This window comes from Pseudomonas chlororaphis (assembly GCF_001921865.1).
GTDB lineage: Bacteria > Pseudomonadota > Gammaproteobacteria > Pseudomonadales > Pseudomonadaceae > Aquipseudomonas > Aquipseudomonas chlororaphis_D.
Window position 1 is genome coordinate 70,179 of the sequence record NZ_MSCT01000008.1, and the last position, 23,981, is coordinate 94,159.

At 64.6% G+C, this 23,981-nt stretch carries 16 protein-coding genes; all 16 read left to right on the forward strand.

Annotated features, from left to right (window positions below; all coding sequences use genetic code 11):
- Window positions 1–8 precede the first annotated feature (8 nt).
- The 16 genes from flgK (at window position 9) to BTN82_RS07625 (ending at window position 23,979) form a co-directional block, all read left to right on the forward strand.
- On the forward strand, window positions 9–2,063 hold the full coding sequence (gene flgK, locus BTN82_RS07550; protein ID WP_075118535.1) for a flagellar hook-associated protein FlgK: 2,055 nt from the start codon (window positions 9–11) through the stop codon (window positions 2,061–2,063).
- 13 nt (window positions 2,064–2,076) lie between these two features.
- Window positions 2,077–3,636 (forward strand): flagellar hook-associated protein 3, encoded by a 1,560-nt coding sequence (locus BTN82_RS07555; protein ID WP_075118536.1) that lies wholly within the window; start codon window positions 2,077–2,079, stop codon window positions 3,634–3,636.
- A 111-nt stretch (window positions 3,637–3,747) separates the two neighbouring features.
- Window positions 3,748–7,329 carry a glycosyltransferase gene (locus BTN82_RS07560; RefSeq protein ID WP_075118537.1) on the forward strand — a complete coding sequence of 1,194 codons (3,582 nt, stop codon included), beginning with the start codon at window positions 3,748–3,750 and terminating at the stop codon, window positions 7,327–7,329.
- A 63-nt stretch (window positions 7,330–7,392) separates the two neighbouring features.
- Complete coding sequence (locus BTN82_RS07565) at window positions 7,393–10,311, forward strand: TIGR00180 family glycosyltransferase (protein WP_081375429.1); 2,919 nt, start codon at window positions 7,393–7,395, stop codon at window positions 10,309–10,311.
- A 252-nt stretch (window positions 10,312–10,563) separates the two neighbouring features.
- Window positions 10,564–11,334: a glucose-1-phosphate cytidylyltransferase gene (gene rfbF, locus BTN82_RS07570; protein WP_075118538.1), complete on the forward strand. Its 771-nt coding sequence runs from the start codon at window positions 10,564–10,566 to the stop codon at window positions 11,332–11,334.
- The gene (gene rfbG / locus BTN82_RS07575; protein ID WP_075118539.1) at window positions 11,316–12,389 is read left to right on the forward strand and encodes a CDP-glucose 4,6-dehydratase; all 1,074 of its coding nucleotides are present in this window, start codon (window positions 11,316–11,318) and stop codon (window positions 12,387–12,389) included. The genes rfbF and rfbG overlap by 19 nt, the downstream gene beginning before the upstream one ends.
- Window positions 12,382–13,704: a lipopolysaccharide biosynthesis protein RfbH gene (gene rfbH / locus BTN82_RS07580; RefSeq protein ID WP_075118540.1), complete on the forward strand. Its 1,323-nt coding sequence runs from the start codon at window positions 12,382–12,384 to the stop codon at window positions 13,702–13,704. Before rfbG ends, rfbH begins: the two co-directional genes overlap by 8 nt.
- On the forward strand, window positions 13,704–14,399 hold the full coding sequence (locus tag BTN82_RS07585) for a sugar phosphate nucleotidyltransferase (protein WP_075118541.1): 696 nt from the start codon (window positions 13,704–13,706) through the stop codon (window positions 14,397–14,399). Before rfbH ends, BTN82_RS07585 begins: the two co-directional genes overlap by 1 nt.
- On the forward strand, window positions 14,396–15,763 hold the full coding sequence (locus BTN82_RS07590) for a CBS domain-containing protein (RefSeq protein WP_075118542.1): 1,368 nt from the start codon (window positions 14,396–14,398) through the stop codon (window positions 15,761–15,763). The genes BTN82_RS07585 and BTN82_RS07590 overlap by 4 nt, the downstream gene beginning before the upstream one ends.
- Window positions 15,760–17,661, forward strand: coding sequence for an N-acetylneuraminate synthase family protein (locus BTN82_RS07595; RefSeq protein ID WP_075118543.1), 1,902 nt, complete (start codon window positions 15,760–15,762; stop codon window positions 17,659–17,661). Before BTN82_RS07590 ends, BTN82_RS07595 begins: the two co-directional genes overlap by 4 nt.
- Window positions 17,662–17,696: 35 nt before the next feature.
- Entirely contained in the window at window positions 17,697–19,499 is a 1,803-nt protein-coding gene (locus BTN82_RS07600) for a thiamine pyrophosphate-binding protein (RefSeq protein ID WP_261792941.1), read from the forward strand.
- A 2-nt stretch (window positions 19,500–19,501) separates the two neighbouring features.
- Window positions 19,502–20,248, forward strand: coding sequence for an SDR family NAD(P)-dependent oxidoreductase (locus BTN82_RS07605; protein WP_075118545.1), 747 nt, complete (start codon window positions 19,502–19,504; stop codon window positions 20,246–20,248).
- Window positions 20,248–21,081 carry a sugar phosphate isomerase/epimerase family protein gene (locus BTN82_RS07610; protein WP_075118546.1) on the forward strand — a complete coding sequence of 278 codons (834 nt, stop codon included), beginning with the start codon at window positions 20,248–20,250 and terminating at the stop codon, window positions 21,079–21,081. Before BTN82_RS07605 ends, BTN82_RS07610 begins: the two co-directional genes overlap by 1 nt.
- Complete coding sequence (locus tag BTN82_RS07615) at window positions 21,071–21,823, forward strand: SDR family NAD(P)-dependent oxidoreductase (protein ID WP_075118547.1); 753 nt, start codon at window positions 21,071–21,073, stop codon at window positions 21,821–21,823. The genes BTN82_RS07610 and BTN82_RS07615 overlap by 11 nt, the downstream gene beginning before the upstream one ends.
- Entirely contained in the window at window positions 21,820–22,653 is an 834-nt protein-coding gene (locus tag BTN82_RS07620; RefSeq protein WP_075118548.1) for an SDR family oxidoreductase, read from the forward strand. Before BTN82_RS07615 ends, BTN82_RS07620 begins: the two co-directional genes overlap by 4 nt.
- A gap of 27 nt (window positions 22,654–22,680) precedes the next feature.
- The gene (locus BTN82_RS07625) at window positions 22,681–23,979 is read left to right on the forward strand and encodes a hypothetical protein (protein ID WP_075118549.1); all 1,299 of its coding nucleotides are present in this window, start codon (window positions 22,681–22,683) and stop codon (window positions 23,977–23,979) included.
- Window positions 23,980–23,981: the final 2 nt, after the last annotated feature.

Consider the following 23,981-nt stretch of genomic DNA (forward strand, 5'->3'; position numbering starts at 1 on the left):
TCTGAATCATGAGTTTGCTCAATATCGGGATGTCGGGGCTGTCTGCCAGCCAATCGTCGTTGATGACCACGGGTAACAACATCGCCAACGCCGATACCGCCGGTTATTCGCGCCAGCAGACCGTGCAGGGCAGCAAGGCTTCGAACCAGTACGGCAACGTCTTCATCGGCAGCGGCACGACCCTGGCCGACGTGCGTCGGGTGTACAACAGCTACCTGGACGCCCAACTGCGTACCGCGACTTCGCTGAACAGCGACGTAGCGGCCTACCAGGGCCAGATCAGCCCGATCGACCAGTTGCTGTCGGACAGCGGGACCGGCATGACCGGCGCCCTGACCAAGTTTTTCGCCTCGGTGCAGAACCTCAATGCCAAGCCCACCGACGAGGCTTCCCGGCAGTTGCTGCTCAGCGACACCCGGGCCCTGAGCGACCGTTTCAATTCGGTCTCCAGCCAGCTCAACACCCAGAACAACGACATCAACGGCAACCTGGCGAGCATGGCCGACCAGGTCAACAAACTGGCCAACACCGTCGCCCAGCTCAACCAGAAGATTTCCGAGCTGTCGAGCAACGGCGGCGCCATGCCGAACGATCTCTTGGACGCGCGCAACGAAACCGTGCGCCAGCTCTCGACCTTCATCAAGGTCGACGTTTCCGAGCGTGGCTCCAGCCTCGACCTGTACCTGGGCAGCGGCCAGCCGCTGGTGATGGGCAATACCTCCGCCTCCCTGAAAGTGGAGCCGAGCAAGAACGACCCGAGCCGTTCGGCGTTGCTGCTCGATCGCGGCAGCAGCACCATCGATATCACCAGTGTCACCACCGGCGGCGAGATCGGCGGCCTGCTGCGCTATCGCAGTGAAGTGCTGGACCCGGCGATGAATGAGCTGGGGCGCCTGGCGCTGGTGATCGCCGATCAGATGAACAGCCAGATGGCCCAGGGCATCGACAAGAACGGCGAGTTCGGCGGCAACCTGTTCAACGACATCAACAGTGCCAAGCTGATCAGCGAGCGCAGCATTGCCAGTGGCTCCAACAGTGCCGGCTCCGGCAACCTCAATGTGACCATCAAGGACACTGGCAAGCTGACCACCAGCGACTACGAGGTGACCTTCACCAGCGCCACCGACTACTACGTCAAGCGTTCCGACGGCACCAGCATGGGGGCGTTCAGCACCAACACCACGCCGGCGCCGGTGATCGACGGTTTCTCCCTGAGCCTCAATGGCGGGGCGATGAGTGCCGGCGACAGCTTCAAGGTCACCCCGACCCGCAATGCCGCAAGCTCGATCCAGACCGAAATGACCGACGCCAAGCGCATCGCCATCTCCGCGCCGTTGAAAGCCGAGATCGGAGCGGGGATCAAGAGCTCCCTGAGCATTGCCGGGCAGCCTTCGCTGGTCACGCCGATCGACAACTACGACGCGGCAGCCAAGCTGGAAATGCAGACCGCGATCAAGAACTCGGGGCCGGTCAAGGTGGTGTTCAACGCAGCGTCCGGCGGCAGCCAGACCTACGACTACTTCGACGCCAAGGGTGTGAAGATGGGCAGCGGTTCGATCGTGCCGGGGCAGAGCAACACCCTGAACCTGCAGATCACCATGCGCGATGCCAGCGGCAATCCGATCACCGACGGCGGCACGCCGCCGGTGAACAAGACGTTTGCCGTGCAGATGACCGTTGCCGGTTCGCCCAACGACGGCGACAACATGAGCATTTCGGTGAACGGCGCCGGTTCTTCCGATAACCGCAACGGCCTGGCCCTGGCCGGCCTGCAGACCAAGCAGACGGTCGATACTGGCTCCGCCAGCAAGGGCATCACCCTGGTGGACGCCTACGGCAAGCTGATCGAGAACGTCGGCTCCAAGGCCAGCCAGGCCAAGCTCGACACCGCCGCCACCGGCACCATCCTGGGCAATGCCAAGGGCGCGCGGGATTCGTTGTCCGGGGTCGACCTGGACGAAGAAACCGGCAACCTGGTCAAGTACCAGCAGTACTACACCGCGTCCTCGCAGATCATCAAGGCTGCGCAGGAAACTTTCAGCGTCCTGATCAACAGCCTTTAAGGAGTCGTAACTCATGCGCATTTCCACAGCCCAGTTTTACGAGTCTTCGGCTGCCAACTATCAGAAGAACTTCGCCAAGGTGGTCAAGAGCAGCGAAGAGGCCAGCAGCCTGGTGCGGGTCAATACCGCCGCCGACGATCCGGTAGGCGCTTCGCGTTTGCTGCAACTGGGCCAGCAGGCCTCGCTGCTCGATCAGTACAAGACCAACACCAACTCGATCAAGGCTTCCCTGGGCCAGGCCGAGTCGGTGATGACCAGCATCAACAACGTGTTGGCGCGGGCCAAGGAACTGGCGGTGGGGGCGGGCAACGCCGGCTACACCGACGCCGACCGCCTGGCCAACGCCTCCGAGCTGGGCCAGATCGAAGAGCAATTGCTGAGCCTGATGAACACCCAGGACGAGAACGGCAAGTACATCTTCGGCGGCTCCAAGGACGACGTTCCACCGTTCTCCCGCAACTCCGACGGTACCTACAGCTACAACGGCGACCAGAGCAGCCTGAAGCTGCCGGTGGGCGACACCATGTCGATGGCGGCCAACAGCACTGGCTGGGATGTGTTCCAGCAGGCCCTCAACACCAGCCGCAGCCAGGTCACGCGTACCGCGCCGGCCGTGGACGACGGCCGGGTGAGCCTGTCCAACGGGCAGGTGAACAACAGCGGCAGCTTCAACAAGAGTTTCCGCAGCGGCGAACCTTACAACGTGGAGTTCGTCAGCGGCACCCAGCTGAAAATCACCGACGTCAACGGCAACGATGTGACCAGCGAAGCCAGCCAGGGCGGCGTGTTCAACACCAGCGCCAACCAGACCGTGAGTTTTCGCGGCGTCGACCTGACCCTGAACGTCAACCTGAAAGCCGGCGAAGATCCCAATGCCGTGTTGCCTGGCCACCAGTTCAGCCTGGCGGCCAAGCCGGACACGTTCAACGTCGCACGCAGCCCGGGCAACCCGTCCACGGCCCAGGTGACCGGTACCAGCGTGACCGACAAGGCGGCCTATAACGCCAGTTTTCCGAGCGGTGCGGCGGTCCTGAAGTTTACCAGCGCCACGGCATTCGACCTGTATGCCGCGCCGGTCACCGCCGACAGCAAGCCGGTATCCTCGGGCACCCTGGCGGGCAACGTGGCCACCGCCTCCGGCGTGAGTTTCACCCTGAGCGGCACGCCGGGCGCCAACGATCAGTTCAGCGTGGCGGTCAACACGCACGAGACGCAGAACATTCTCGACACCGTGAGCCAGTTGAGGACCGCGCTGAGCACCCCGGTGACCGGCAATACCATCGCGACTCAGAAACAGCTTGCCGACTTGGCGTCGGGTATCGCCAACCTGGCCAGCGGTGCCGATCAGTTGGCCATTGCCATCAGTTCGGTCGGTGGCCGGGGCCAGGCCCTGGACACCCAGACTGAAATCAACACCAGCCTGGCTGACGCCAACGTGAAGACTCGTTCGGCGATCAGCGACTCCGACCCGGCAGAAGTCATGACCCGCCTGACACTGCAGCAGACCATGCTGCAGGCCTCGCAACTGGCGTTCAGCAAGATCGCTCAGCTGGGCCTGTTCAATAAAGTCTGACTCAGTGCGAGGACCGCGACGGTGTGTCCGGTCCTCGCTCTTCTCTTTCTTACGGATCGGGGGCGTTGCGCTCTTGCGTGAGCCGGCGCATACCCGTCGAGAGTTACACGCGTGAAATCAGCCCCTCTTGTCAGCATCGCCATCGCGGCGTTCAACCCTCGCTTCTTCAGCGCCGCGCTGCACAGTGCGCTCGACCAGACGTACGCCAACCTTGAAATCGTCGTGTGCGACGATTGCCGCACCGATGAAATCCAGCAGCTGGTGGACGAAGCGCGCAGCGTGTACCCCGCGGCTAACCTGCGGTATGTGCGCAACCCCCGGCGGCTGGGGTTTCAGCAGAATATCCTGCGCTGTTTCGAAGAGTCGACCGGCGACTACATCAAGTTCCTCTGCGACGACGACCAACTGGTGGCCGATTGCGTCGCGCGCCAGGCCCAGGTGCTCGATACCCAGGAGGATGTCCTGCTGGTGGTGAGCAAGCACCACTTTGTCGACGCCGACAATTACGTGCTGCCGATCCGCATGGAGAATGTGGGCCTGACCCAGTTCGACGCGTTGTTCAAGGGGCAGGACCTGCTGGCCAACTTTGAAAAGGCGCCGCGCAATATCCTCGGCGGCTTCAGCTGTGCGCTGATGCGGCGAGCGGACATCGAGGCGCTGCTGCCGGCCCTGACCCAGGCGGAAGGCGGGTTTGTCGCGGTGCTCGATTTTGCCTTGTTCGTCTGCCTGTTGCGCCGCGGCAGTCTGGTGGAGCTCAGCGCCTTGGGCAGTTTCGAGCGGCTGTATCCCGAGCGCCTGTCGCACCGTCCGGAAACCGTCAGCGCGGCCATTGTCGAATGGGGCTGGCTGGAGCAGATGCTGGCCCAGCGCAGCGGCGACCAGGCGCCGGCCCAGGGGTGGGTGCGTTATCTCGCGCTGGCTGATGTGACGGGGCCCGAGCCTCATGCCTGGGAGGAGATCAATCTCTACGCCCTGATGGCGGGGCGCCAGGGCATCATCCAGACCCAGGTTGGCACCGACACCGAAAGCTATGCCGATCTGTACGCCCAGTGGTTGCAATGCCGGCGTTTCAGCCCGGCGCAGCAACAGCTGTTGTCCCGGCAAATGAACCAGTGGGCAAAGCGTCCGCAGATCATGCTGCTGGTCATCGACGCGGAGGCGGATCACAGCGCCGTGGACCTCACGCTGGACAGCATTGCCGCCCAGGATTACCCGGCGCAGGTGTTGCTGTTGTCCAGCGGCCAGCGCGCCGTGGACTCGCGGATCCGGCAGGTGGCCTTGCGCGGCGACTGGCCCGCTCAGCTCAACGAGTTGTTGCCCGGCCAGGACGGTGCGGACTGGATCTACCTGTTGCGTGCCGGCGACCGTCTGCGGGACACGGCGTTGCAGCTGCTGGCCGAGCGGATTGCCTGCACCCAGGGTGCCGCCTGCATCTACAGCGACGAAGGCGCGCTGGTGGACGAAAAGTCGCTGGAGCCGATCTTCAAGCCGGACTTCAACCTCGACCTGTTGCGCGCCTACCCCTATGTCGGCCGTACCCTGGCATTCGATTGCCAGGCGGTGCTGAGCCTGGGCGGGTTCGATGCGCGTCTTGGCGAGCTGGCACCCCACGACCTGATCTGGCGCCTGGTGGAGAGCCAGGGGCCGCAGGTCATCGAACACATCGCCGAGGTGCAGGTCGAGTCGAGCCTCTCGTTCGCCCAATGGCTGTCGTTGCCGCAAGTCGTGGAACAGAACCCGTGCCTGCTCGGCGCCCATTTGCGCCGTATCGGCGTCGAACATCGCTTGCACGAGGGAGATGGGCTGCAATTGATTCCTCGGATCGAATACCTGCATGCCTCCCGGCCGCTGGTGTCGATCCTGATCGGGGTCAGCGACGACCTGCCGGCGCTGGAGCGCTGCATCAACAGCTTGATCGGCCACACCGCCTATAGCCGTTACGAAATCGTCATTGTGGACAACGCCAGCGCCAACCCCGAGATTCGCCACTGGTTGCAGGCCATGGCGGAGCTGGGCAGCGATACGCTGCGGATCTTCTTGCGCGAGCACAGTGGCAACGAAGCGCAACTGATGAATTTCGCCGCGCAGCAGGCGCGTGGCGATTACCTGCTGGTGTTCAGCCCTTACTGCATCGTCCGTGACGCGGACTGGCTGGACGAGTTGCTCAATCACGGGCAGCGCCCGGAAGTGGGAATAGTCGGGCCGCGCACCCTGAATCTGCAGGGCAACGTTATCGACGCCGGGTTGATCCTCGGCCTCGGTGGCTTGGCGGGCCGGGCCTTTGTCAACGAACCGGTCACTTCGGGCGGCTACATGCAGCGCATGCAGGTGGTGCAGGACTGGAGCGCGGTCAGCGGGCATTGCCTGTTGGTGCGTGCCCAGGTTTTCGCCGAGGCCGGCGGTTTCGACGAGAGCGTCGAGACCCAGGGTATCAATAGCCTGGAGTTGTGCCTGCGGGTGGGCAAGGACGGCTATCTGGTGGTGAGCACGCCCCATGCGGCGGTCGTGCTGGCGCCGTCCCAGGAGCCTCGGCGCCAGGAAGGTTGGGAGCAACGCCTGGAACAGGAGCAGGAGGCCTTCTATAAACGTTGGCTGCCGAAGGTGGCCCGGGACCCGGCCTACAACCGTAACCTCAATCTGCAAGGCAGCAGTTTCGGCCTGATGCCGGGCGCGCGCAGTGGCTGGAATCCGCTGTGCGGCCGGCCGGTGCCGTCCATTCTCGGCCTGGCCCTGAACAACTCGGCCATCGGCCATTACCGCATCAGCCAGCCGCTGATCGAACTGCAGGCAGCGCAGCGGATCGTCGGCAACGTCTCCTACGACATGCCCTCGATCATCGATGTGGAGCGCTTGCAGCCAGACGTGATCGTTTTCCAGGGGCGCTACAACACCTCCAAGTTCGGCGATATCGCCCAGGTCCGCCATTACTCCAATGCCCGCAGGATCTACGAGCTGGACGACTACGTTGCGCACATTCCCGAGCGCAACGAGCACGCGCGCAACATGCCCGACAATATCGAGGACCTGCTGCGCCGCGGGATCGCCCAGTGCGACCGGGTCGTGGTCTCGACCCTGGCCCTGGCCAATGCCCTGGACGACATGCACCAGGACATCCGGGTGGTGCCGAACATGCTGGCGCCGCACCTGTGGAACTCGATACGCAGTCAGCGCCGCACCTCGCTCAAGCCGCGCATCGGCTGGGGCGGCGGCACCAGCCACCGTGGCGACCTGGAACTGATCGCCGATGTGATCAAGGAATTGGCCAATGAGGTGGAGTGGGTGTTCTTCGGCATGTGCCCGGAGGTGCTCAAGCCCTATGTGCACGAGTACCACCCCGGCGTCAGCCTGGCGCACTACCCGGCGAAGCTGGCCAGCCTGAACCTCGACCTGGCGCTGGCGCCGCTGGAGTTCCATGTGTTCAACGACTGCAAGAGCAACCTGCGTCTGCTGGAATATGGCGCCTGCGGTTATCCGGTGATCTGCTCCGACACCGAGGCCTATCGCGGTCATCTACCTTGTACCCGGGTGCTCGGCAACTCGGCGCATGAATGGCTGCAGGCGATCCGCATGCACCTGGCCGACCCGCAAGCCAGCTACCGGATGGGCGACGAATTACGCGAAGTGGTGCTGCGCGACTTCATGTTGCGCGGTGACAACCTACAGTACTGGGCTGATGGCTGGCTGGCCGACTGACCCGCATGAACGCGGCTGCGAGCTGGCAACCCGATGCCTCCGATTGAGCGGATAGGAATTCATATGCAAAGCACTTTTCCCCCTGGCGCCTCCCCGTTGAACGAGCGCTTGACCCTGGTTCTGCTGGTGCATGAGCAGCCTCGGGCATTGCGTCGAGCGCTGCGTTACTACAGCAGCTGGGCGTGCGCGGTGCAGGTGATCGACTCGTCGGCGGCGCGCGACGACGCGCTGGTCGCCGAGTTTGCCCAGGTGCGTTACCAGCACCTGCCGACGCTGCGCGGCGAACATTTCAGCGGCAAGCTGCGCCAGGCGATCGCCACGCTGGACACGCCTTACACGGTGCTGGCCGATGTCGGCGGTTTCCTGTTGGATGAGGGGGTCGAGCAGTCCCTGGCGTTCCTCGACGCGCACCCCGACTACGGGGTTTGTCAGGGCTACAGCCTGGCTTTCGAGGCGCGCGCCCAGCGCGTCGACTACCAGCGCCGCGATCGCAAGGGCGTCGAGGACTATTGCGCCGAATCCGCCGAGGCGCGGCTGGAGGCATTCGCCAGCCATTGCCCATCGTTGGTCAATGGGGTCGTCCGTACCGAGCTGCTGCGCCGTTGGTATGCCTCGCTGCCGGCGGATCTCAACCCGTCGCTGCAAGAGATCGGGCATTCCTATGGTTTGATGGCGGCCGCCAAGGTGCGCCTGCTGCCGATTCCTTACGGGGTGCAGGAGTGGCACTGCGTTTCGCTGCTGGCCAGCCCGCAGATCGCCGTGCAGCTGAGTTACCGGGACGCGCAGACGCTGGCCGAGCAGGACCGTTTCGCCCAGGCCCTGACGGCGGCTTTCGGCGCGGTCGGCAGTGAGCGGACGCGGGATCATCTGTTGGCCATTGGCAAGCACTTCGCCGGCTTGCCGGGGCTGGAAGCGGAAAAGCTCTTCGAGTCGTCCTGGGATGCACTGCGTGAAGCGCCGGTACGGCGTTTCGAGCCGACTCAGTATGTCGAGCTGCCGTTTTACAACCAGGCGTTTTTCGAGCGCTTGAGTGCCCTGGAGTTTCTCCTGCATGCATTGCCGAGCGGTCGGCGGCAGCTGGAAGAACTGGAAGGCGTACTGCTCAAGCAGAAAGAGCTGCTGCGGGTCCAGCGCAATGCCAGTGCCGAGCCGCTGGACGAACGCCTGGAGCGTGCCTTCGAGCTGTATGCCTTCGACCTGCAGGTGGTGCGGCAGATGGCCCGGTCGCTGCTGGCCCGCGGCGAGCAACAGCGCGCGCAGGCCCTGCAAGCCTGGGAGGAGCGGGTGCAGGCGGCGACCCTCGAAGAGTGCGCTGGCTGGTTCGCCACCACCCGCTCCGGGCGCCTGTTGCAGTGGCTCGAGGCGCGCGACCCCGACGCGGCCCAGGCCGAGGAGATTGCCCGGCATCTGGCACGGCATTCCGGCGGGCCGTCGTTCGGCATCCTGCTGCTGGATCTGCAGGCCGACATCCTCAAGTTGCAGGCCACCTTCGACAGCGTGATCAACAGCTACTGCCGCAACTTCAAGATCATTGTCTTCACCAGCGGCGAACTGCCGTCGGTCACGACCCTGCAAAACACCCTGCATTTCGTCAAGGTCGACGAGAACAACTACATCGACAAGATCAACCAGGTGGTGCGCCAGAGCGATTGCGACTGGATGGTCATGGCCGAGGCGGGCGACGAGCTGACGGCAAGCGGCCTGCACCAGGCCAGCCTCGAGCTGCTGGCGGCGCCGCAGTGCCGCGCGGTGGCCATGGACGAGATCCAGCGCCTGCCGGACGGCACGCTGCGGGATGTGTTCCGCCCCGGGTTCAACCTGGACCTGTTGCAGAATTGCCCCACCTTGCTGGCCCGGCATTGGCTGGTGCGTCGCGATGTGCTGGCGCAGGCCGGCGGTTACTCCCGCGAGTTCAAGGATGCCCTGGAGTTCGACCTGCTGTTGCGCCTGATCGAGCAGGGCGGCCTGGACGGGTTGGCCCACCTGGCCGAACCGCTGTTGATCTGCCAGGCGCCGATGGCGCAGAACAATGCCGATGAGCGCAAGACTCTGTTGCGCCACCTGGCGACCCGTGGCTACCAGGCCGAGGTCAGCGCGCCGGTGCCGGGCACCCACAAGATCGATTATCGCTTCAGCGAACGCCCGATGGTGTCGATCATCCTGCACAGCGTCACCGATCTGCCGGCCTTGCAGCGCTGCTTGCTGAGCGTGATGCAGCGTACCCGCTACCAGCGTTATGAAATATTGCTGGCCGAGGACGCGGCCTATTCGGCCCCGCTGAATCAGTGGCTGGCGACCCAGGGCCAGCAGGCCAATCGCCTGCGCCAGTTCGGTGTCGTCCCCGGTTTGTCTGCCGCGACCCTGATCAATACCCTCAGCCAGCAGGCCAAGGGCGAATACCTGGTGACCCTGGCGGCCGACGGCGAAGTGCTCAACGTCAACTGGATCGAGTCGCTGCTCAACCAGGTACAGCGCCCCGAAGTCGGCGTGGTCGGCGCCAAGCTGGTGGACCACGACGCGCGGGTGACTCAGGCCGGGCTGATCCTGGGCTTCGACGGCTGCGTCGGTTCGGCGTTCGTCGCGGAGCCCAAGACCTCCGTGGGCTACCTCAACCGGTTGGTGGTGGAGCAGGATTGTTCGGCGGTTTCCTTCGCCTGCCTGATGATCGCCAAGCAGTTGTTCGACGCCGCCGACGGCATCGACGATGGACTGTTCGCCGAGGGCTTGGGCGATGTCGATCTGTGCCTGCGGCTTGGCCAGGCCGGTTACCTGACGGTCTGGACGCCCCATGTCCTGGTCATTCAGCCGGGTGTCCTGGCGCAGTCGCCGGCGGCTCGCCAGGCGCTGGCGGAGAAATGGCCCCAGGCGCTGCGGCAAGACCCGTTCTACAACCGGAACCTGACCCTGCAAGGGCGCGGCTATGGCCTCGGACCCGTGGCCGGCGTTGCGTGGGCCGAGTTGCTCAAACAGCCTGGCGCCTGAGGTTTTCGCCGCAGGCAGCGACCTTGCAACCACCCCCAGAAAGGCCCACCTCCGGTGGGCCTTTTTGCATGCCGAAGTCATCCCCGAAAGGGCTGGAGGCCCGAGCGTTCCTGGGCTTTTTTCGATGGCACCAATATTGCTTTCCTATGCCAGCGCCCCCTGGGAAATCGCGCAGACGCCGAATTATTGGCGTCCCGGCCGACGGGGCGGCAGGCCATTGAAGACGATGCTGTTCACATTTGAGAGAAGCGCATGAAGGCAGTAATTCTGGCGGGAGGATTGGGTACTCGCATCAGTGAGGAGTCACACCTCAAGCCCAAGCCGATGATCGAGATTGGCGGCAAGCCAATCATCTGGCACATCATGAAAATCTACTCTCACTACGGCATCAACGACTTTGTGGTCTGCCTTGGCTACAAGGGCTACATCATCAAGGAATACTTCGCCAACTACTTCCTGCACATGTCGGATGTGACCTTCGACATGGCGGAAAACAGCATGCACATCCACCAGCGCCACGCCGAACCCTGGCGCGTGACCCTGGTGGATACCGGGGAGTCCACGGGGACCGGCGGGCGCCTGAAGCGCGTGCGCGATTACCTGGGTGACGAAACCTTCTGCTTCACCTACGGCGACGGCGTGTCGGACGTGAACATTCCCGAACTGATCGCCTTCCACCGCGAGCACGGCAAGCTCGCTACCGTGACCACCGTACAACCGCCGGGCCGCTTCGGCGCCATGGAGCTGGAAGGCTCCAGCGTGCGTGGCTTCCAGGAAAAACCCCAGGGCGATGGCGGCTGGATCAATGGCGGCTTTTTTGTCATGGAACCGGGGGTGATCGACTACATCGACGACTACACCACCACCTGGGAATACGAACCCATGCGCAACCTGGCCCGCGATGGGCAGTTGATGAGCCATCTGCATCGCGGTTTCTGGCAGCCGATGGACACCTTGCGCGACCGGGTACTGCTCGAGGAGCGCTGGAGCAGTGGCCGCGCGGAATGGAAACTCTGGAGTTGAACGGATTCTGGTCGGGCAAGAAGGTCTTCCTTACCGGGCACACCGGCTTCAAGGGCGGCTGGCTGGCGTTGTGGCTGCGCGAACTGGGGGCCGACGTCCGTGGTTTCGCCTTGCCTGCTGCTACCCAGCCGGCGCTGTGGCAGGTGGCTGGCCTGGAGCGCCTGATCGACGGCGACCTGGCGGACATCCGCGACCTCGAGGCCCTCACCCGGTCGTTGCAGGACTTTCAGCCCGAGGTGGTTTTCCACCTTGCGGCGCAGCCCCTGGTCCGTGAGGCCTATCGCACCCCGGTGGACACCTACGCCACCAACGTCATGGGCACGGTAAACCTGCTCGAAGCGCTGCGCCGCTGCCCTGGCGTGCGTTCGGTGGTGGTGATCACCACCGACAAGTGCTACGAGAACCGCGAGTGGGTGCTGCCTTATCGCGAGTACGACGCCCTGGGCGGCTTCGACCCCTACAGCAACAGCAAGGCCTGCGTCGAATTGCTCTGCGCGTCCTACCGCGACTCGTTCCTGCGGGCCGGCGGCACGGCCCTGGCCACCGCCCGGGCGGGCAATGTGATCGGCGGCGGTGACTGGTCCCCCGAGCGCCTGGTGCCGGACATCTTCCATGCCTGGCAGCAGGGCGAGGAAGTGGTCCTGCGCTACCCCGAGGCGACCCGTCCGTGGCAACACGCCCTGGAGCCGCTGCTGGGCTACCTGATGCTGGCCAAGGCCTTGTTCGAGAACCCCGAGCAATACGCCGGCGCCTGGAACTTCGGCCCCGACAGCGACAACGTCGCCACGGTACAGGCCATCGTCAGCCAGCTCGCCGAGCGCTGGCCCGGTCCGGCGCGCTGGTCGGTCGACCCACAGGCGCAGCCCCATGAAGCCGGCCTGCTGGCCCTGGATTCGAGCAAGGCCCGGGAGGAACTGGGCTGGACCCCGCGCTGGTCGCTGGCCACCACCCTGGAACGCACCCTGGCCTGGCACCTGGCCTGGCAGCAGGGCACCGATATGCACACCTTTACCCGCAAGCAGATCGCGGACTATCAAGGCGATACCCATGAGTGAAAGTACTTCGCAGCAGTTACGCCAACAAATTGTCGAATTGGTTGGGCGTTATGCGCAGTTGCAGATGGCTCCGCAAGTCTTCGTGGCCGGGCAGAGCGCCGTGCCGCCAGCGGGCAAGGTGATCGGCGCCGGCGAGCTGCAATCGATGACCGAAGCGGTGCTCGACGGCTGGTTGACCACCGGGCGTTTCAACGACGCCTTTGAAAAACGCCTGGCCAAATACCTCGGGCGGCGTTGCGTGCTGACCACCAACTCGGGTTCGTCGGCCAACCTGCTGGCGTTTTCCGCCCTGACGTCGCCACGCCTGGGGGATCGGGCGATCAAGCCCGGCGACGAAGTGATCGGCGTCGCGGCTGGCTTCCCGACCACGGTCAACCCGATCGTGCAATTCGGTGCGGTGCCGGTGTTCGTCGATGTCGAACTGCCGACCTACAACATCGACCCGAGCAAGATCGAAGCCGCCATCGGGCCCAAGACCAAGGCCATCATGCTTGCCCATACCCTGGGCAACCCCTACGACCTGAGTGTGGTCCGGGCCCTGTGCGACAAGTACAAACTGTGGCTGATCGAGGATTGCTGCGATGCCCTGGGTTCGACCTACAAGGGCCAGTTAGTGGGGACCTTCGGCGATATCGGCACCCTGAGCTTCTACCCGGCGCACCACATCACCATGGGCGAGGGCGGGGCGGTGTTCACCAACAATCCGTTGCTCAAGCGGATCATGGAATCCTTCCGCGACTGGGGTCGCGACTGCTATTGCGCCCCCGGCCAGGACAACACCTGCAAGCAGCGTTTCTGCAAGCAGATGGGCGAGCTGCCCGAAGGCTACGACCACAAGTACACCTATTCGCACCTGGGTTATAACCTCAAGATCACTGACATGCAGGCGGCCTGCGCCCTGGCGCAGATGGACCGGCTGGAAGACTTCACCGCGGCGCGCAAGCGCAACTTCCAGTGGCTCAGCGAGCGCCTGGCCGGTTGCGCGGACTTCCTCATCCTGCCCGAGGCCACCGCCGACAGCGATCCGTCCTGGTTCGGCTTCCCGGTGACCCTGCGCGACGGCTGCGGGATCAAGCGGGTCGAGCTGCTGCAATACCTGGACAGCCAGAACGTCGGCACGCGGTTGCTGTTCGCCGGCAACCTGGTGCGCCAGCCCTACATGCTCGGGCGCAATTACCGGATCAGCGGCGAGCTGACGGTCACCGACAAGATCATGAACGACACCTTCTGGATCGGCGTCTGGCCGGGCCTCGGCGAAGAGCACCTGGCTCACGCGGCGCGTTGTCTCGAGCAGTTCTTCGGGGTGGCCGGCTGATGCGTGCCTACATCCTCTGCGGTGGTTTTGGAACGCGCTTGAGCAGCGTGTTGCAAGGCTCGCAAAAGGCCGTGGTCGATGTGCACGGCCGCCCGTTCCTGGGGCTGGTGCTGGAGCAACTCAAGCAGGCCGGGCTCGACGAAGCAGTGCTGTGCGCCCATTACCGCGCCGACCAACTGGCCGAACTGCTGCCGGCGCTGGCCGCGCAGAGCGGCCTGAAGCTGCGCCTGGTAGTGGAGGAACAACCCATGGGCACCGGCGGCGCGGTATTGCAGGCGCTGCGCGAGGTGCCGGCCGAGGGGCGTTACCTGGTGCTCAACGCCGATACCTACCTGGACCAGCAGGCCTATCGCCTGGCCCTGGGCGCCGCAGCGGACTGCGTGCTCGGGGCGATGGTCGAGGACCGCTCGCGCTACGGCAGCCTCGCTTGTGCGCCGGACCAGCGCCTGCTGGCCCTGAACGAGAAGGGCGCCGGCGGGCCGGGGCTGGTGAATGCCGGCGTCTATGGCTTTGCCGCCCAGGCGCTGGACCAGTTCGAGTTGCAGGCCTGTTCCATGGAACAACTGATCCTGCCGCGCCTGATCGATCGGCAGCGGTTACACGTGGTCCAGTACAGCGGGCCGTTCATCGATATTGGCACGCCCGACTCGTTGAGTGCTTTCAAGTCCAGCGTGCAAGAGGTCGGGAAGCCATGAATCCATTGGTGCAAACCCAGACGATTTATACCCACCAGACCATCCTCGAGGCGGTCGAGTGCATCGAATCGGGAGACTTGCAGATCGTCTTCGTGGTCGACGACGGCAAGCGCCTGGTGGGGGTACTGACCAACGGCGACCTGCGTCGCTACCTGCTGCAAGGCGGGGCCACCACCGTGCCGGTCACCGCGTGCATGAACACCCAGTACCGCTCGGTGAAAGTCGGTGCCGCGCGCGAGGAAATGCTCAAGATCTTCGACCTCAGCTACAACGCGATCCCGGTGGTGGACAGCCAGGGTTTGCTGGTGGATGTGGTCACCCCGGCGTTGCTGGCGGCCAACCAGGAAGTACCGGTGCTGGCCCGGGCCCGGGCGCCGGTACGCATGAGTTTCAGCGGCGGCGGTTCGGACCTGACCTATTACTTTGTCGAGAACCCGGCGGCGGTGCTCAGTTGCACCGTGGGCCTGTATTCCCATGCCACGCTGATTCCGCGCACCGACGAGGTGATCCGCATTTTCTCCGAAGACCTGGGCACCGAAGAACAGTACGAGTCGGTGGACGCCCTGCTGGCCCACGCCGGCAAGGGCCTGCTGGCCACCATCGTGTCGGTGATCAAGCCCAACTATGGCCTGGACCTGTATGTGCGTTCCGACTTCCCGGTGGGCTCCGGCCTGGGCGGCTCCTCGGCGGTGGCCACGGCCGTGATTGCGGCCTTCAACGAGCTGCGCCGCGACCGCTGGAGCACCTATGAAGTCGCCGAACTGGCCTTCCAGTCCGAGCGCCTGTGCTTCGGTATCGCCGGCGGCTGGCAGGACCAGTACGCCTCGGCGTTCGGCGGTTTCAACCTGATCGAGTTCAAGGAAGGGCGCAACCTGGTGCACCCGATCCGCCTGGAAGACGCGATCTGCAACGAGCTCGAAGAGTGCCTGGTGCTGTGCGACACGCGGATCTCCCATGACTCCGGCAAGCTGCATGATCAGCAGCGGGTGGAAATGCAAAGCAAGCAGGAGCAAGGGTTGCTGCTGACCGAGAGCGTGTCCCTGTGCCGGCAGATGCACCACCACCTGATCCGTGGGGAGCTGCACGATTTCGGCCGCTGCCTGCATCAGGGCTGGATGCTCAAACGACAATTTTCCCGGGCCGTCAGCGATGGCGTGCTCGACCAGATCTATGAGTGCGCGCTGAGCGCCGGAGCCCTGGGTGGCAAGCTGCTGGGCGCGGGGGGCGGCGGTTTCTTCCTGTTCTTCGTGCAACCCCAGCACCGCCACGCGGTGACCGAAAAGGTCCGCGAGCTTGGCTGCCGCACCACCGATTTCCGATTCGAATCCAACGGCGTCACTTCCTGGCGGACCAAAATTCAATGAATGAGCACGTTTTCAGCATCGACGGCACGACCGTCGGTGGCGACCATACCTTCGTCATTGCCGAGGTGGGCAACAATCACAACGGCTCCCTGGAGCTGGCCAGGCAACTGGTGGACGCCTCGATCGAGGCGGGTGCCGACTGCGTCAAGTTCCAGCTGCGCAACCGCGATGCACTGTACCGCCGCAAGGCCGATGGATCGCGCGCCGAGGACCTGGGGGTGGAGTACATCCAGGACCTGCTGGACAAGGTCGAACTGAGCGTCGACGAGCATCGGCAGATTCGCGGCTACTGCGCAGAAAAAGGCATCAGCTACATGTGCACGCCCTGGGACGAACCAAGCGTCGACGTGCTCGCGGGCTTTGACGTCCCGGCGTTGAAAATCGCCTCGGCGGACCTGTGCAACCCTTATCTGATCGCCAAGGCGGCCTCCCTGGGCAAGCCGCTGATCCTCTCCACCGGCATGTCCCTGGAGCATGAGATCGAGCGCGCCATCGAGCAATTGCGCGGCCTCGGCGTGCCTTTCGCCCTGCTGCACTGCAACAGCACGTACCCGGCGCCCGAGAGCGATATCCAGCTCGGCTACCTGGCGCGCCTGCGCGAACTGCATGGCCTGATCGGCTATTCGGGCCATGAGCGCGGCACCGCCATCAGCATCGCCGCGGTCGCCCTGGGCGCCAAACTGATCGAGCGCCACATCACCCTCGATCGCGGCATGGAAGGCCCCGACCACCTGGCCAGCCTCGAACCCCAGGAGTTCCGCCAGCTGGTGGACGGGATTCGCCAGGTCGAGAGGGCGCTGCCCTGGACCGGTCCCGGGCGGCATGCCAGCCAGGGCGAGCTGCTTAACCGGGAAAACCTCGGCAAGAGCGTGATCGCCGCCCGGGCCATCGCTGCCGGTGAAACCTTCACCCAGGACATGCTGCGGGTGGCCAGCCCCGGCCAGGGCCTGGCGCCGTACCGGCTCAACGACCTGCTGGGCAAGCAGGCCGGGCGGGGCATCGCCCAGGGCGACTTCCTGTTCGACAGCGACCTCACCGAGCAGGCCGAAGTGCGTCGCGAGTTCGCCATGCCGATCCTCTGGGGCGTACCGGTGCGCTACCACGACTTCCTGCAATACCAGCAGTGGATCAAGCCCGACCTGTTCGAGTTCCACTTGTCCTACCGCGATCTGAGCGTGGCGCCGCAGCCGTACCTGCGCCAGGTCGAATGCTCGCGCCTGGTGGTGCATGCCCCGGAGCTGTTCGAGAACAGCGAGCTGCTGGACCTGGTGGCCGATGACCTGGAGTACCGCCAGCGCTCGATCGTCAACCTGCAACGGGTGGTCGACGCTACTTTGCAGATCGCCGAGTTCTTCCCCAACGCCGACTCGTTGCTGATCGTCGCCAACATTGGCGGTTTCTCCGCCGACGCGCCGTTCCCCATCGCTCATCGGGCCGAGCTGTACCGGCGTTTCCAGGAGTCCTGCGCGCAGGTCGACTTCGGCCGCACCGAGCTGATTCCGCAAAACATGGCGCCGTTCCCCTGGCACTTCGGCGGGCAGCGCCACCAGAACATTTTCATGATGCCGGACGAGCTGGCCGAGCAGGCCAAGGCCCTCGGCCTGCGCCTGTGCCTGGATCTCTCGCACCTGCAGATGGCCTGCTTCCACTTCGGCCTGGACTTCCAGGCGGCCCTGGCGCTGCTGCTGCCGCATTCGGCGCACCTGCACGTGGCCGATGCCAAAGGGGCCAATGGCGAGGGCGTGATCATGGGCACCGGCGATGTCGACTGGCCGGCGACCTGGGCCCAGCTCAAGGGGTATCCAACCGTGAGTTTCATCCCTGAGGTCTGGCAGGGGCATAAGGATCACGGCGCCGGTTTCTGGTCGGCGCTGGAGTTTCTCAACACATTGAATTGAGCCGAGTGCTCCGCGAACGGGATGGAGTTTCAACGATGAGTAACACAATGCGCGTAGCTGACTACATCATGAATCGGCTGGCGGAGTTGGGCATCAAGCAGGTGTTCTTCCTGCCGGGCGGTGGCGCCATGCATTTGAATGACGCGCTGGGGCGCCACCCCGACCTGGAGCCGATCCTTTGCCTTCAGGAGCAGGCGTGCGGAATCGCCGCCGAGGCCGCTGGCAAATTGACCGGTGGCGCGAGTGCCTGCATGACGACCTGCGGCCCGGGCGCGACCAACGCCGTCACGGCGACCCTCGGCGCGTGGCTGGACTCCACCCCGGTATTCTTCATTTCCGGGCAAGTCAAAACCGCCGACCTGAAGGCCGGCACCGGCTTGCGCATGCTGGGCGTGCAAGAGGCCGATATTGTGTCCATGGTCTCCTCGATCACCAAGCGGGCGGTGACGCTCACCGACCCCGAAGCGGTCGCCGAGGTGTTCGACGAACTGGAATACGCCGCATTCAACGGTCGTCGCGGGCCGGTCTGGCTGGATGTGCCCCTTGACGTACAAGCCGCGCAAATCGATCCCCAGGCGTTGCGTCGGGCAACATTGCCCGCGCCCGTCGCCGCGCCTGACATCAGCGCGGCGGTCGCCCGTACCCTGGAACTGCTCAAGAGCGCCAAGCGTCCAGGCATCATCGCCGGTAGCGGCATTCGCATGGCCGGGGCCATCGATGCCTTCAATGCGTTGGTCGAAGGCGCAGGCGTGCCGATCATGCCGACGTGGCTGGCCATGGATGTGATCGAGGACGAGCACCCGCTTTACGGCGGACGCCCGGGTTCGATCGCGCCGCGCTGGGCCAACTTCACCCTGCAGAATTGCGACCTGCTGATCGTGCTGGGCTCGCGCCTGGACATGGCGCTGACCGCCTACAACCATGCGCATTTCGCCCCCTTCGCCAAGAAAGTGGTGGTCGACATCGACGCGGCGGAAATTGCCAAGCTGCAAATGCCAATCGAGGTGCCGGTGGTGGCGGACGTCAAGCCGTTCATCGAGGCGCTGGTCGCCGGCGTCGCCGCCGAGCCTCTCCCGGACTATTCGGCGTGGCTCGCGCAGATCGCCGACTGGCGCCAGCGTTATCCGCTGCTGCAGCCCGAGCACGCCGACGACAGCCAGGGTGTGAGCATGTACCACTTCACCGATCGGCTGTCCGAGCTGCTTGGCGAGGGCGATGTGATCGCGCCTTGCAGTTCGGGGTTCGCCGCCGAGCTGTTCCTGTTGAGCCTGCGGATGAAGAAACACCAGCGCTGCTTCCATAACCGCGGGACCGGCTCCATGGGCTTCGGTGTGCCATCGGCCATCGGCGCCTGCCTGGCCTCGGGCCGTCGGCAGACGATCTGCGTGGAAGGCGACGGCGGCCTGCAGATGAACGTGCAGGAGCTGGCGACCCTGGCCGCGCAGCGCCTGCCGGTCAAATGCTTTGTGGTCAACAACCAGGGCTACGCGTCCATCCGCACCTCGCAGAGCGCGCACTTCAAGCTGCTGGTGGGGGCCGACGCCGAGAGCGGCCTGCAGCTGCCGAACTTGCGTCAGCTGGCCGAGGCCTATGGCGTGGGTTATGCCTTGATCGAGGGGCACGCCAACCTCGACGCCCGCCTGCGCGAAGTGCTCGACCGCGAAGGCCCGGTGGTCTGTGAGGTGATGGTCCAGGTTGAAGAACCGCGCATTCCGCGGGTGATGACCCGTATCAACGCCCAGGGCAAGCCCGAATCGGGTGCCCTGGAGGATCTGTATCCCTTCCTTTCGCGTGAAGAGTTCGCCCAGAACTGGCCCCTGGACGCGCAAGGAGCATGAGCATGAATGTACTCGATAGCTTCCGGCTCGATGGCCAGGTCGCCCTGGTGACCGGCGCATCTCGCGGAATCGGCGCGGCCATCGCCAATGGCCTGGGCGAGGCCGGTGCCATCGTCTACGGCATTGGCCGCTCGGCTGAGACACAGGCGCCTGGCGCCTTCCAGTATCGACCGTGCGACGCGCGCGAGGCCGGCGAGGTGAAGGCGCTGCTGGCCGAAATCGCCGAGTGCCATGGTCGTTTCGACATCCTGGTGAATGCCGCGGGCATCACCTTGCCGGGCACCCCGGACGCCGATCCGATGGTCAGCTTCCAGCGCACCCTGGAACTGAACCTGACGGCGGCCTACGCCTGCTGCCTCGCGGCCGTGCCGCACATGCAGCGCCACGGGCGAGGGTCGATCATCAACGTCACCAGCATTGGCGCCGGGCTGGGTTTTCCCGGCAACCCCGGTTATGTCGCGTCCAAGGGCGGGCTGGCGGCGATGACCCGCGCATTGGCGCTCGACCTGGGCAGCCAGGGCATCCGGGTGAACAACATCGTACCGGGCTATGTGCATACGGCGATGACTCACGGTAGCTACAGCGATCCGCAGCTGAACGCGGCCCGCGCCGGGCGCACGATGCTCGGGCGCTGGGGCAGGGTCGAGGAACTGGCAGGCGCGGCGGTGTTTCTCGCCTCGCCCGCCAGCAGCTATGTCACGGGTACCGATCTGCATGTCGACGGCGGCTGGTCGGCCAAGGGGTTGTGATGGAAATCGGCTTTATGCAAGGCCGCCTGTGCGATCGGGTGGATGGAAAGATCCAGGCGTTTCCCTGGCGCGACTGGGCCTCGGAATTCGAGGTCGCGCAAGGCCTCGGCGTACGCTTGATGGAGTGGACCCTGGATCAGGAGCGGTTGTACGAAAACCCGCTGATGACCGAGGCCGGACGCCAGCGTATCAACCAGTTGAGCCAGGCCCATGGGCTGCGCGTCCTTTCGCTGACTGGCGATTGCTTTATGCAGGCGCCTTTCTACAAGGCCCAGGGCGCGGAGCGGGCCAGCCTGCTGCAAGACCTGGAGGCGATTCTGGATGCCGCCCAGAGCGTCGGCATCGTCTATGTACTGATCCCGCTGGTCGATAACGGTTCGCTGACCTGCCCGGAAGAGGAAGCGGCCTTGCTCGAAGGCCTGCTGCCGCTGCGCGAGCGCTTGGTCGAGGGCGGCTTGAAGATCGTGTTCGAGTCCGATTTCTCTGCCGAGCGCCTGGCGCGTTTCATCGCTCGTTTTCCCGCCGATGCCTTCGGTATCAACTACGACATCGGCAACAGCGCCGCCTTGGGCTATTGCGCGACGGAAGAAATTGCTGCCTATGGGGCGCGGATCTACAACGTGCATGTCAAGGATCGGGTCCTGGCCGGCACTACCGTGCCCCTGGGGACCGGCAACGCCGACTTCGACCAAGTGTTCGCGGCACTGCACAAGACTGGCTATACCGGCCATTTCATCTTGCAGACGGCGCGGGCCGACGATGGCGACCATGCGGGGGCTGTCGCTCGCTACCGCGACATGACCCAGGCTTGGTGGAACACCCATGAATCTTGAGCTTGGCGGCAAGGTGGCCCTGGTCACCGGTTCCTCTTCGGGCATCGGGCTGGCCATTGCCCGCCAACTGGCCGAAGAGGGTTGCCAGGTGGTGCTCAATGGCCGTGACCCCGAGCGCCTGCGTGCGGCGCAGGCCCAACTGCCTGGCGCGCAATCGGTGCTGGCCGACGTGCGCGAGCCGGCGGCCTGCCAGGCGATGATCGCCGAAGTCATAGCGGTTCACGGTCGGCTCGACATCCTGGTGTGCAATGTCGGCAGCGGCGCTTCCGTGCCGCCCGGCCAGGAGCACCCGAGCGAATGGCAGCGCGTGCTGGACATCAACCTGCATTCGACGACCAACGCCGTATGGGCGGCCACCGACGCATTGGCGGCCAGCAAGGGTAACGTCATCTGCATCTCTTCCATCTGCGGTATCGAGGCGCTCGGCTGCCCCGTGCCATACGCCGCCGCCAAGGCCGCCCTGGAAAGCTATGTGCGCAATGGCGCGCGGGCCTTCGGGCGCCAGGGCGTGCGGATCAACAGCATCGCCCCGGGAAACATTCTGTTCGAGGGATCGGTCTGGGACCGCAAGCTCAAGCAGGACCGCGGGGCGGTCGAGTCGATGCTGGCCAGGGACGTGGCCCTGGGGTGCCTGGGCACGCCAGGCGACGTCGCACGCTTGGCAGCCTATCTGGCGTCGCCGCTGGCGGCGTTCATTACCGGGGCCACGTACGTGGTCGACGGAGGACAACTCAGATCATGAAAAACGCAACGTCCAACCTGTTCGACCTGAACGGCCGGGTCGCGGTCATCACGGGCGGCGGCGGCATGCTGGGTTACCAGCATGCGGCGACGGTCGCCGATCTTGGCGGCATTGCGGTGCTGCTGGACATCAACTCCGAGGCCCTGGCGGGCAATCGTGCGCGGTTGCATGACGAACTCGGCGTCGAGGCGCTGTGCCTGACGGTCGACATCACCGATGCCGACAGTGTGAGCGCCGCCTGCGCCACCGTGCTGGAGCAGCATGGCCGGGTCGACATCCTGATCAACAATGCCGCGCGCAACCCCAAGGTCGAAGGCAACGATGGCAAGGAGTTCTCGCGGCTGGAGCACTTCCCCTGGGAGCAGTGGCGCCAGGATCTCGACGTCGGCCTGGGTGGCGCCTTCAATTGCGCCAAGGTCTTCGGTGCGCGCATGGCCGAGCAGGGCGCTGGGGTGATCATCAATATCGCCTCGGACCTGGGGGTCATCGCTCCCGATCAGCGGCTGTACCGGGTCGAGGGCAAGGCTGCGGACGAGCAGCCGGTCAAGCCGGTGACTTATTCGGTGGTCAAGCACGGCCTGATCGGGCTGACCAAATACCTGGCCACCTACTGGTGCGAGCAGGGCGTGCGCTGCAACGCCTTGTCGCCGGGCGGGGTATACGCCGGGCAGAACGATGTTTTCCTGGGCAAGCTCAGCCAGCTGATTCCCATGGGGCGCATGGCCAAAGTCGATGAGTATCGCGGGGCGCTGGCGTTCCTCTGTTCCGACGCATCAAGTTACATGAATGGTGCCAACCTTATTGTCGACGGTGGGCGCAGTACCTGGTGACGCCCCACTTTCACGCTGGAGACGCTGATGAATTTTGAATTGCAATCGACAAGCCAATGGGTGGCCGGCCGCACCCAGACGCTGCTGCTGTCCTCCGGGGTGTCGGTCCCCGTACGCCTGAGCCAGGCGCCCCTGTCGGAGGCGGTCGACGCGGTTTTGCTGCGCGGGCCGGAAGACCTGGCGGTGCTGGCGCGGTTGCCGGAGTTTCCCGCGCTGCATCGGCTGCTGGAAGGCCATGACGAGGCGGCCCGCCTGGCCGAGCACAAGCGCGGCCTGCTGGCCGCGATGAGCAAGGGTATCCATGTATTCGGCGCCCACCGGATCGGCCAGTCGGTGGTCAACGACGCGCGACGCGTGGGGATTACCGTGGCTGGCCTGCTGGACAACGATCCGGCGAAGGCCGGGCAACGCCTGGACGGCATCGAAGTGTTCCACCCGACGGCCATCGACCTGTCCGACGCGGTAGTGGTGGTTGCCAGCGGCCGCTACAGCAACGACATCATCCGGCAAATCAAGGATCGTTGCGCTCGGGTAGTGAACTTCCATGAGTTCCTGTACGCGACGGATTCGGCGCATGGCCCGGAGCCTACGTTCGCCAACCTGCCCCATGACACCCTGGCAGGCCCCCTGCGCTACCTGTCGGCCTTCCTGCGCCTGGGCGATGAGCAATCCAGGCAGGCATTCAACGGGCTGATCGAGATGCGTATGTCGCTGTCGATCGAGCCGGCCGACGCCCACAAGTCGCCGTTCGCCGACGAGTACTTCGACAGCGCCTTTGTCAGTGCCGAACAAGCGCGTCACTTTGTCGACGCCGGTGCCTTCAATGGCGACACCCTGGCGTCGCTGGAGCGTCATTTCGGTCCGGTTGAACGCGCTTACCTGTTCGAGCCGGAGATGGCTCCCTACTACGCGGCCCTGAAGCGTTTTTCGGATCGGCCTCATGTGCTGCTGTTCAACATGGGCCTGGACAGCGACTACAGCCGTTTCGAGTACGATCCGGTGCTGTCGTGCAACCTGGCGGGCGAAGTGACCGGGCCGATTCCCGGCAACATAACGTCTTATATCCAGGGCGTGCCGCTGGAACAGCTGGTGCCTGGCAAGGTCGGGCTGTTCAAGCTGGACATCGAGGGCATGGAAGAGAGGGCGCTGCTTGGCGCGACGGCGGTTATTCGGCGTGAAAAGCCGGTATTGGCCGTCTGTGCCTATCACCGGGCAGACGACTTCTGGAAGTTGATCGATACGGTGACGTCGATCAGGCCGGATTATCGCGTAGGCATTCGGCACTACGCAGACATTCTTCACGACATCACCCTGTACTTCTATTGAGG

What these genes read in the sequence shown, in the direction of transcription:
- flgK (WP_075118535.1), top strand. Translation starts at nt 9, where the DNA reads ATGAGTTTGCTCAATATCGGGATGTCGGGGCTGTCTGCCAGCCAATCG.
- BTN82_RS07555 (WP_075118536.1), top strand. Translation starts at nt 2,077, where the DNA reads ATGCGCATTTCCACAGCCCAGTTTTACGAGTCTTCGGCTGCCAACTAT.
- BTN82_RS07565 (WP_081375429.1), top strand. Translation starts at nt 7,393, where the DNA reads ATGCAAAGCACTTTTCCCCCTGGCGCCTCCCCGTTGAACGAGCGCTTG.
- rfbF (WP_075118538.1), top strand. Translation starts at nt 10,564, where the DNA reads ATGAAGGCAGTAATTCTGGCGGGAGGATTGGGTACTCGCATCAGTGAG.
- rfbG (WP_075118539.1), top strand. Translation starts at nt 11,316, where the DNA reads ATGGAAACTCTGGAGTTGAACGGATTCTGGTCGGGCAAGAAGGTCTTC.
- rfbH (WP_075118540.1), top strand. Translation starts at nt 12,382, where the DNA reads ATGAGTGAAAGTACTTCGCAGCAGTTACGCCAACAAATTGTCGAATTG.
- BTN82_RS07585 (WP_075118541.1), top strand. Translation starts at nt 13,704, where the DNA reads ATGCGTGCCTACATCCTCTGCGGTGGTTTTGGAACGCGCTTGAGCAGC.
- BTN82_RS07590 (WP_075118542.1), top strand. Translation starts at nt 14,396, where the DNA reads ATGAATCCATTGGTGCAAACCCAGACGATTTATACCCACCAGACCATC.
- BTN82_RS07595 (WP_075118543.1), top strand. Translation starts at nt 15,760, where the DNA reads ATGAATGAGCACGTTTTCAGCATCGACGGCACGACCGTCGGTGGCGAC.
- BTN82_RS07600 (WP_261792941.1), top strand. Translation starts at nt 17,697, where the DNA reads ATGAGTAACACAATGCGCGTAGCTGACTACATCATGAATCGGCTGGCG.
- BTN82_RS07605 (WP_075118545.1), top strand. Translation starts at nt 19,502, where the DNA reads ATGAATGTACTCGATAGCTTCCGGCTCGATGGCCAGGTCGCCCTGGTG.
- BTN82_RS07610 (WP_075118546.1), top strand. Translation starts at nt 20,248, where the DNA reads ATGGAAATCGGCTTTATGCAAGGCCGCCTGTGCGATCGGGTGGATGGA.
- BTN82_RS07615 (WP_075118547.1), top strand. Translation starts at nt 21,071, where the DNA reads ATGAATCTTGAGCTTGGCGGCAAGGTGGCCCTGGTCACCGGTTCCTCT.
- BTN82_RS07620 (WP_075118548.1), top strand. Translation starts at nt 21,820, where the DNA reads ATGAAAAACGCAACGTCCAACCTGTTCGACCTGAACGGCCGGGTCGCG.
- BTN82_RS07625 (WP_075118549.1), top strand. Translation starts at nt 22,681, where the DNA reads ATGAATTTTGAATTGCAATCGACAAGCCAATGGGTGGCCGGCCGCACC.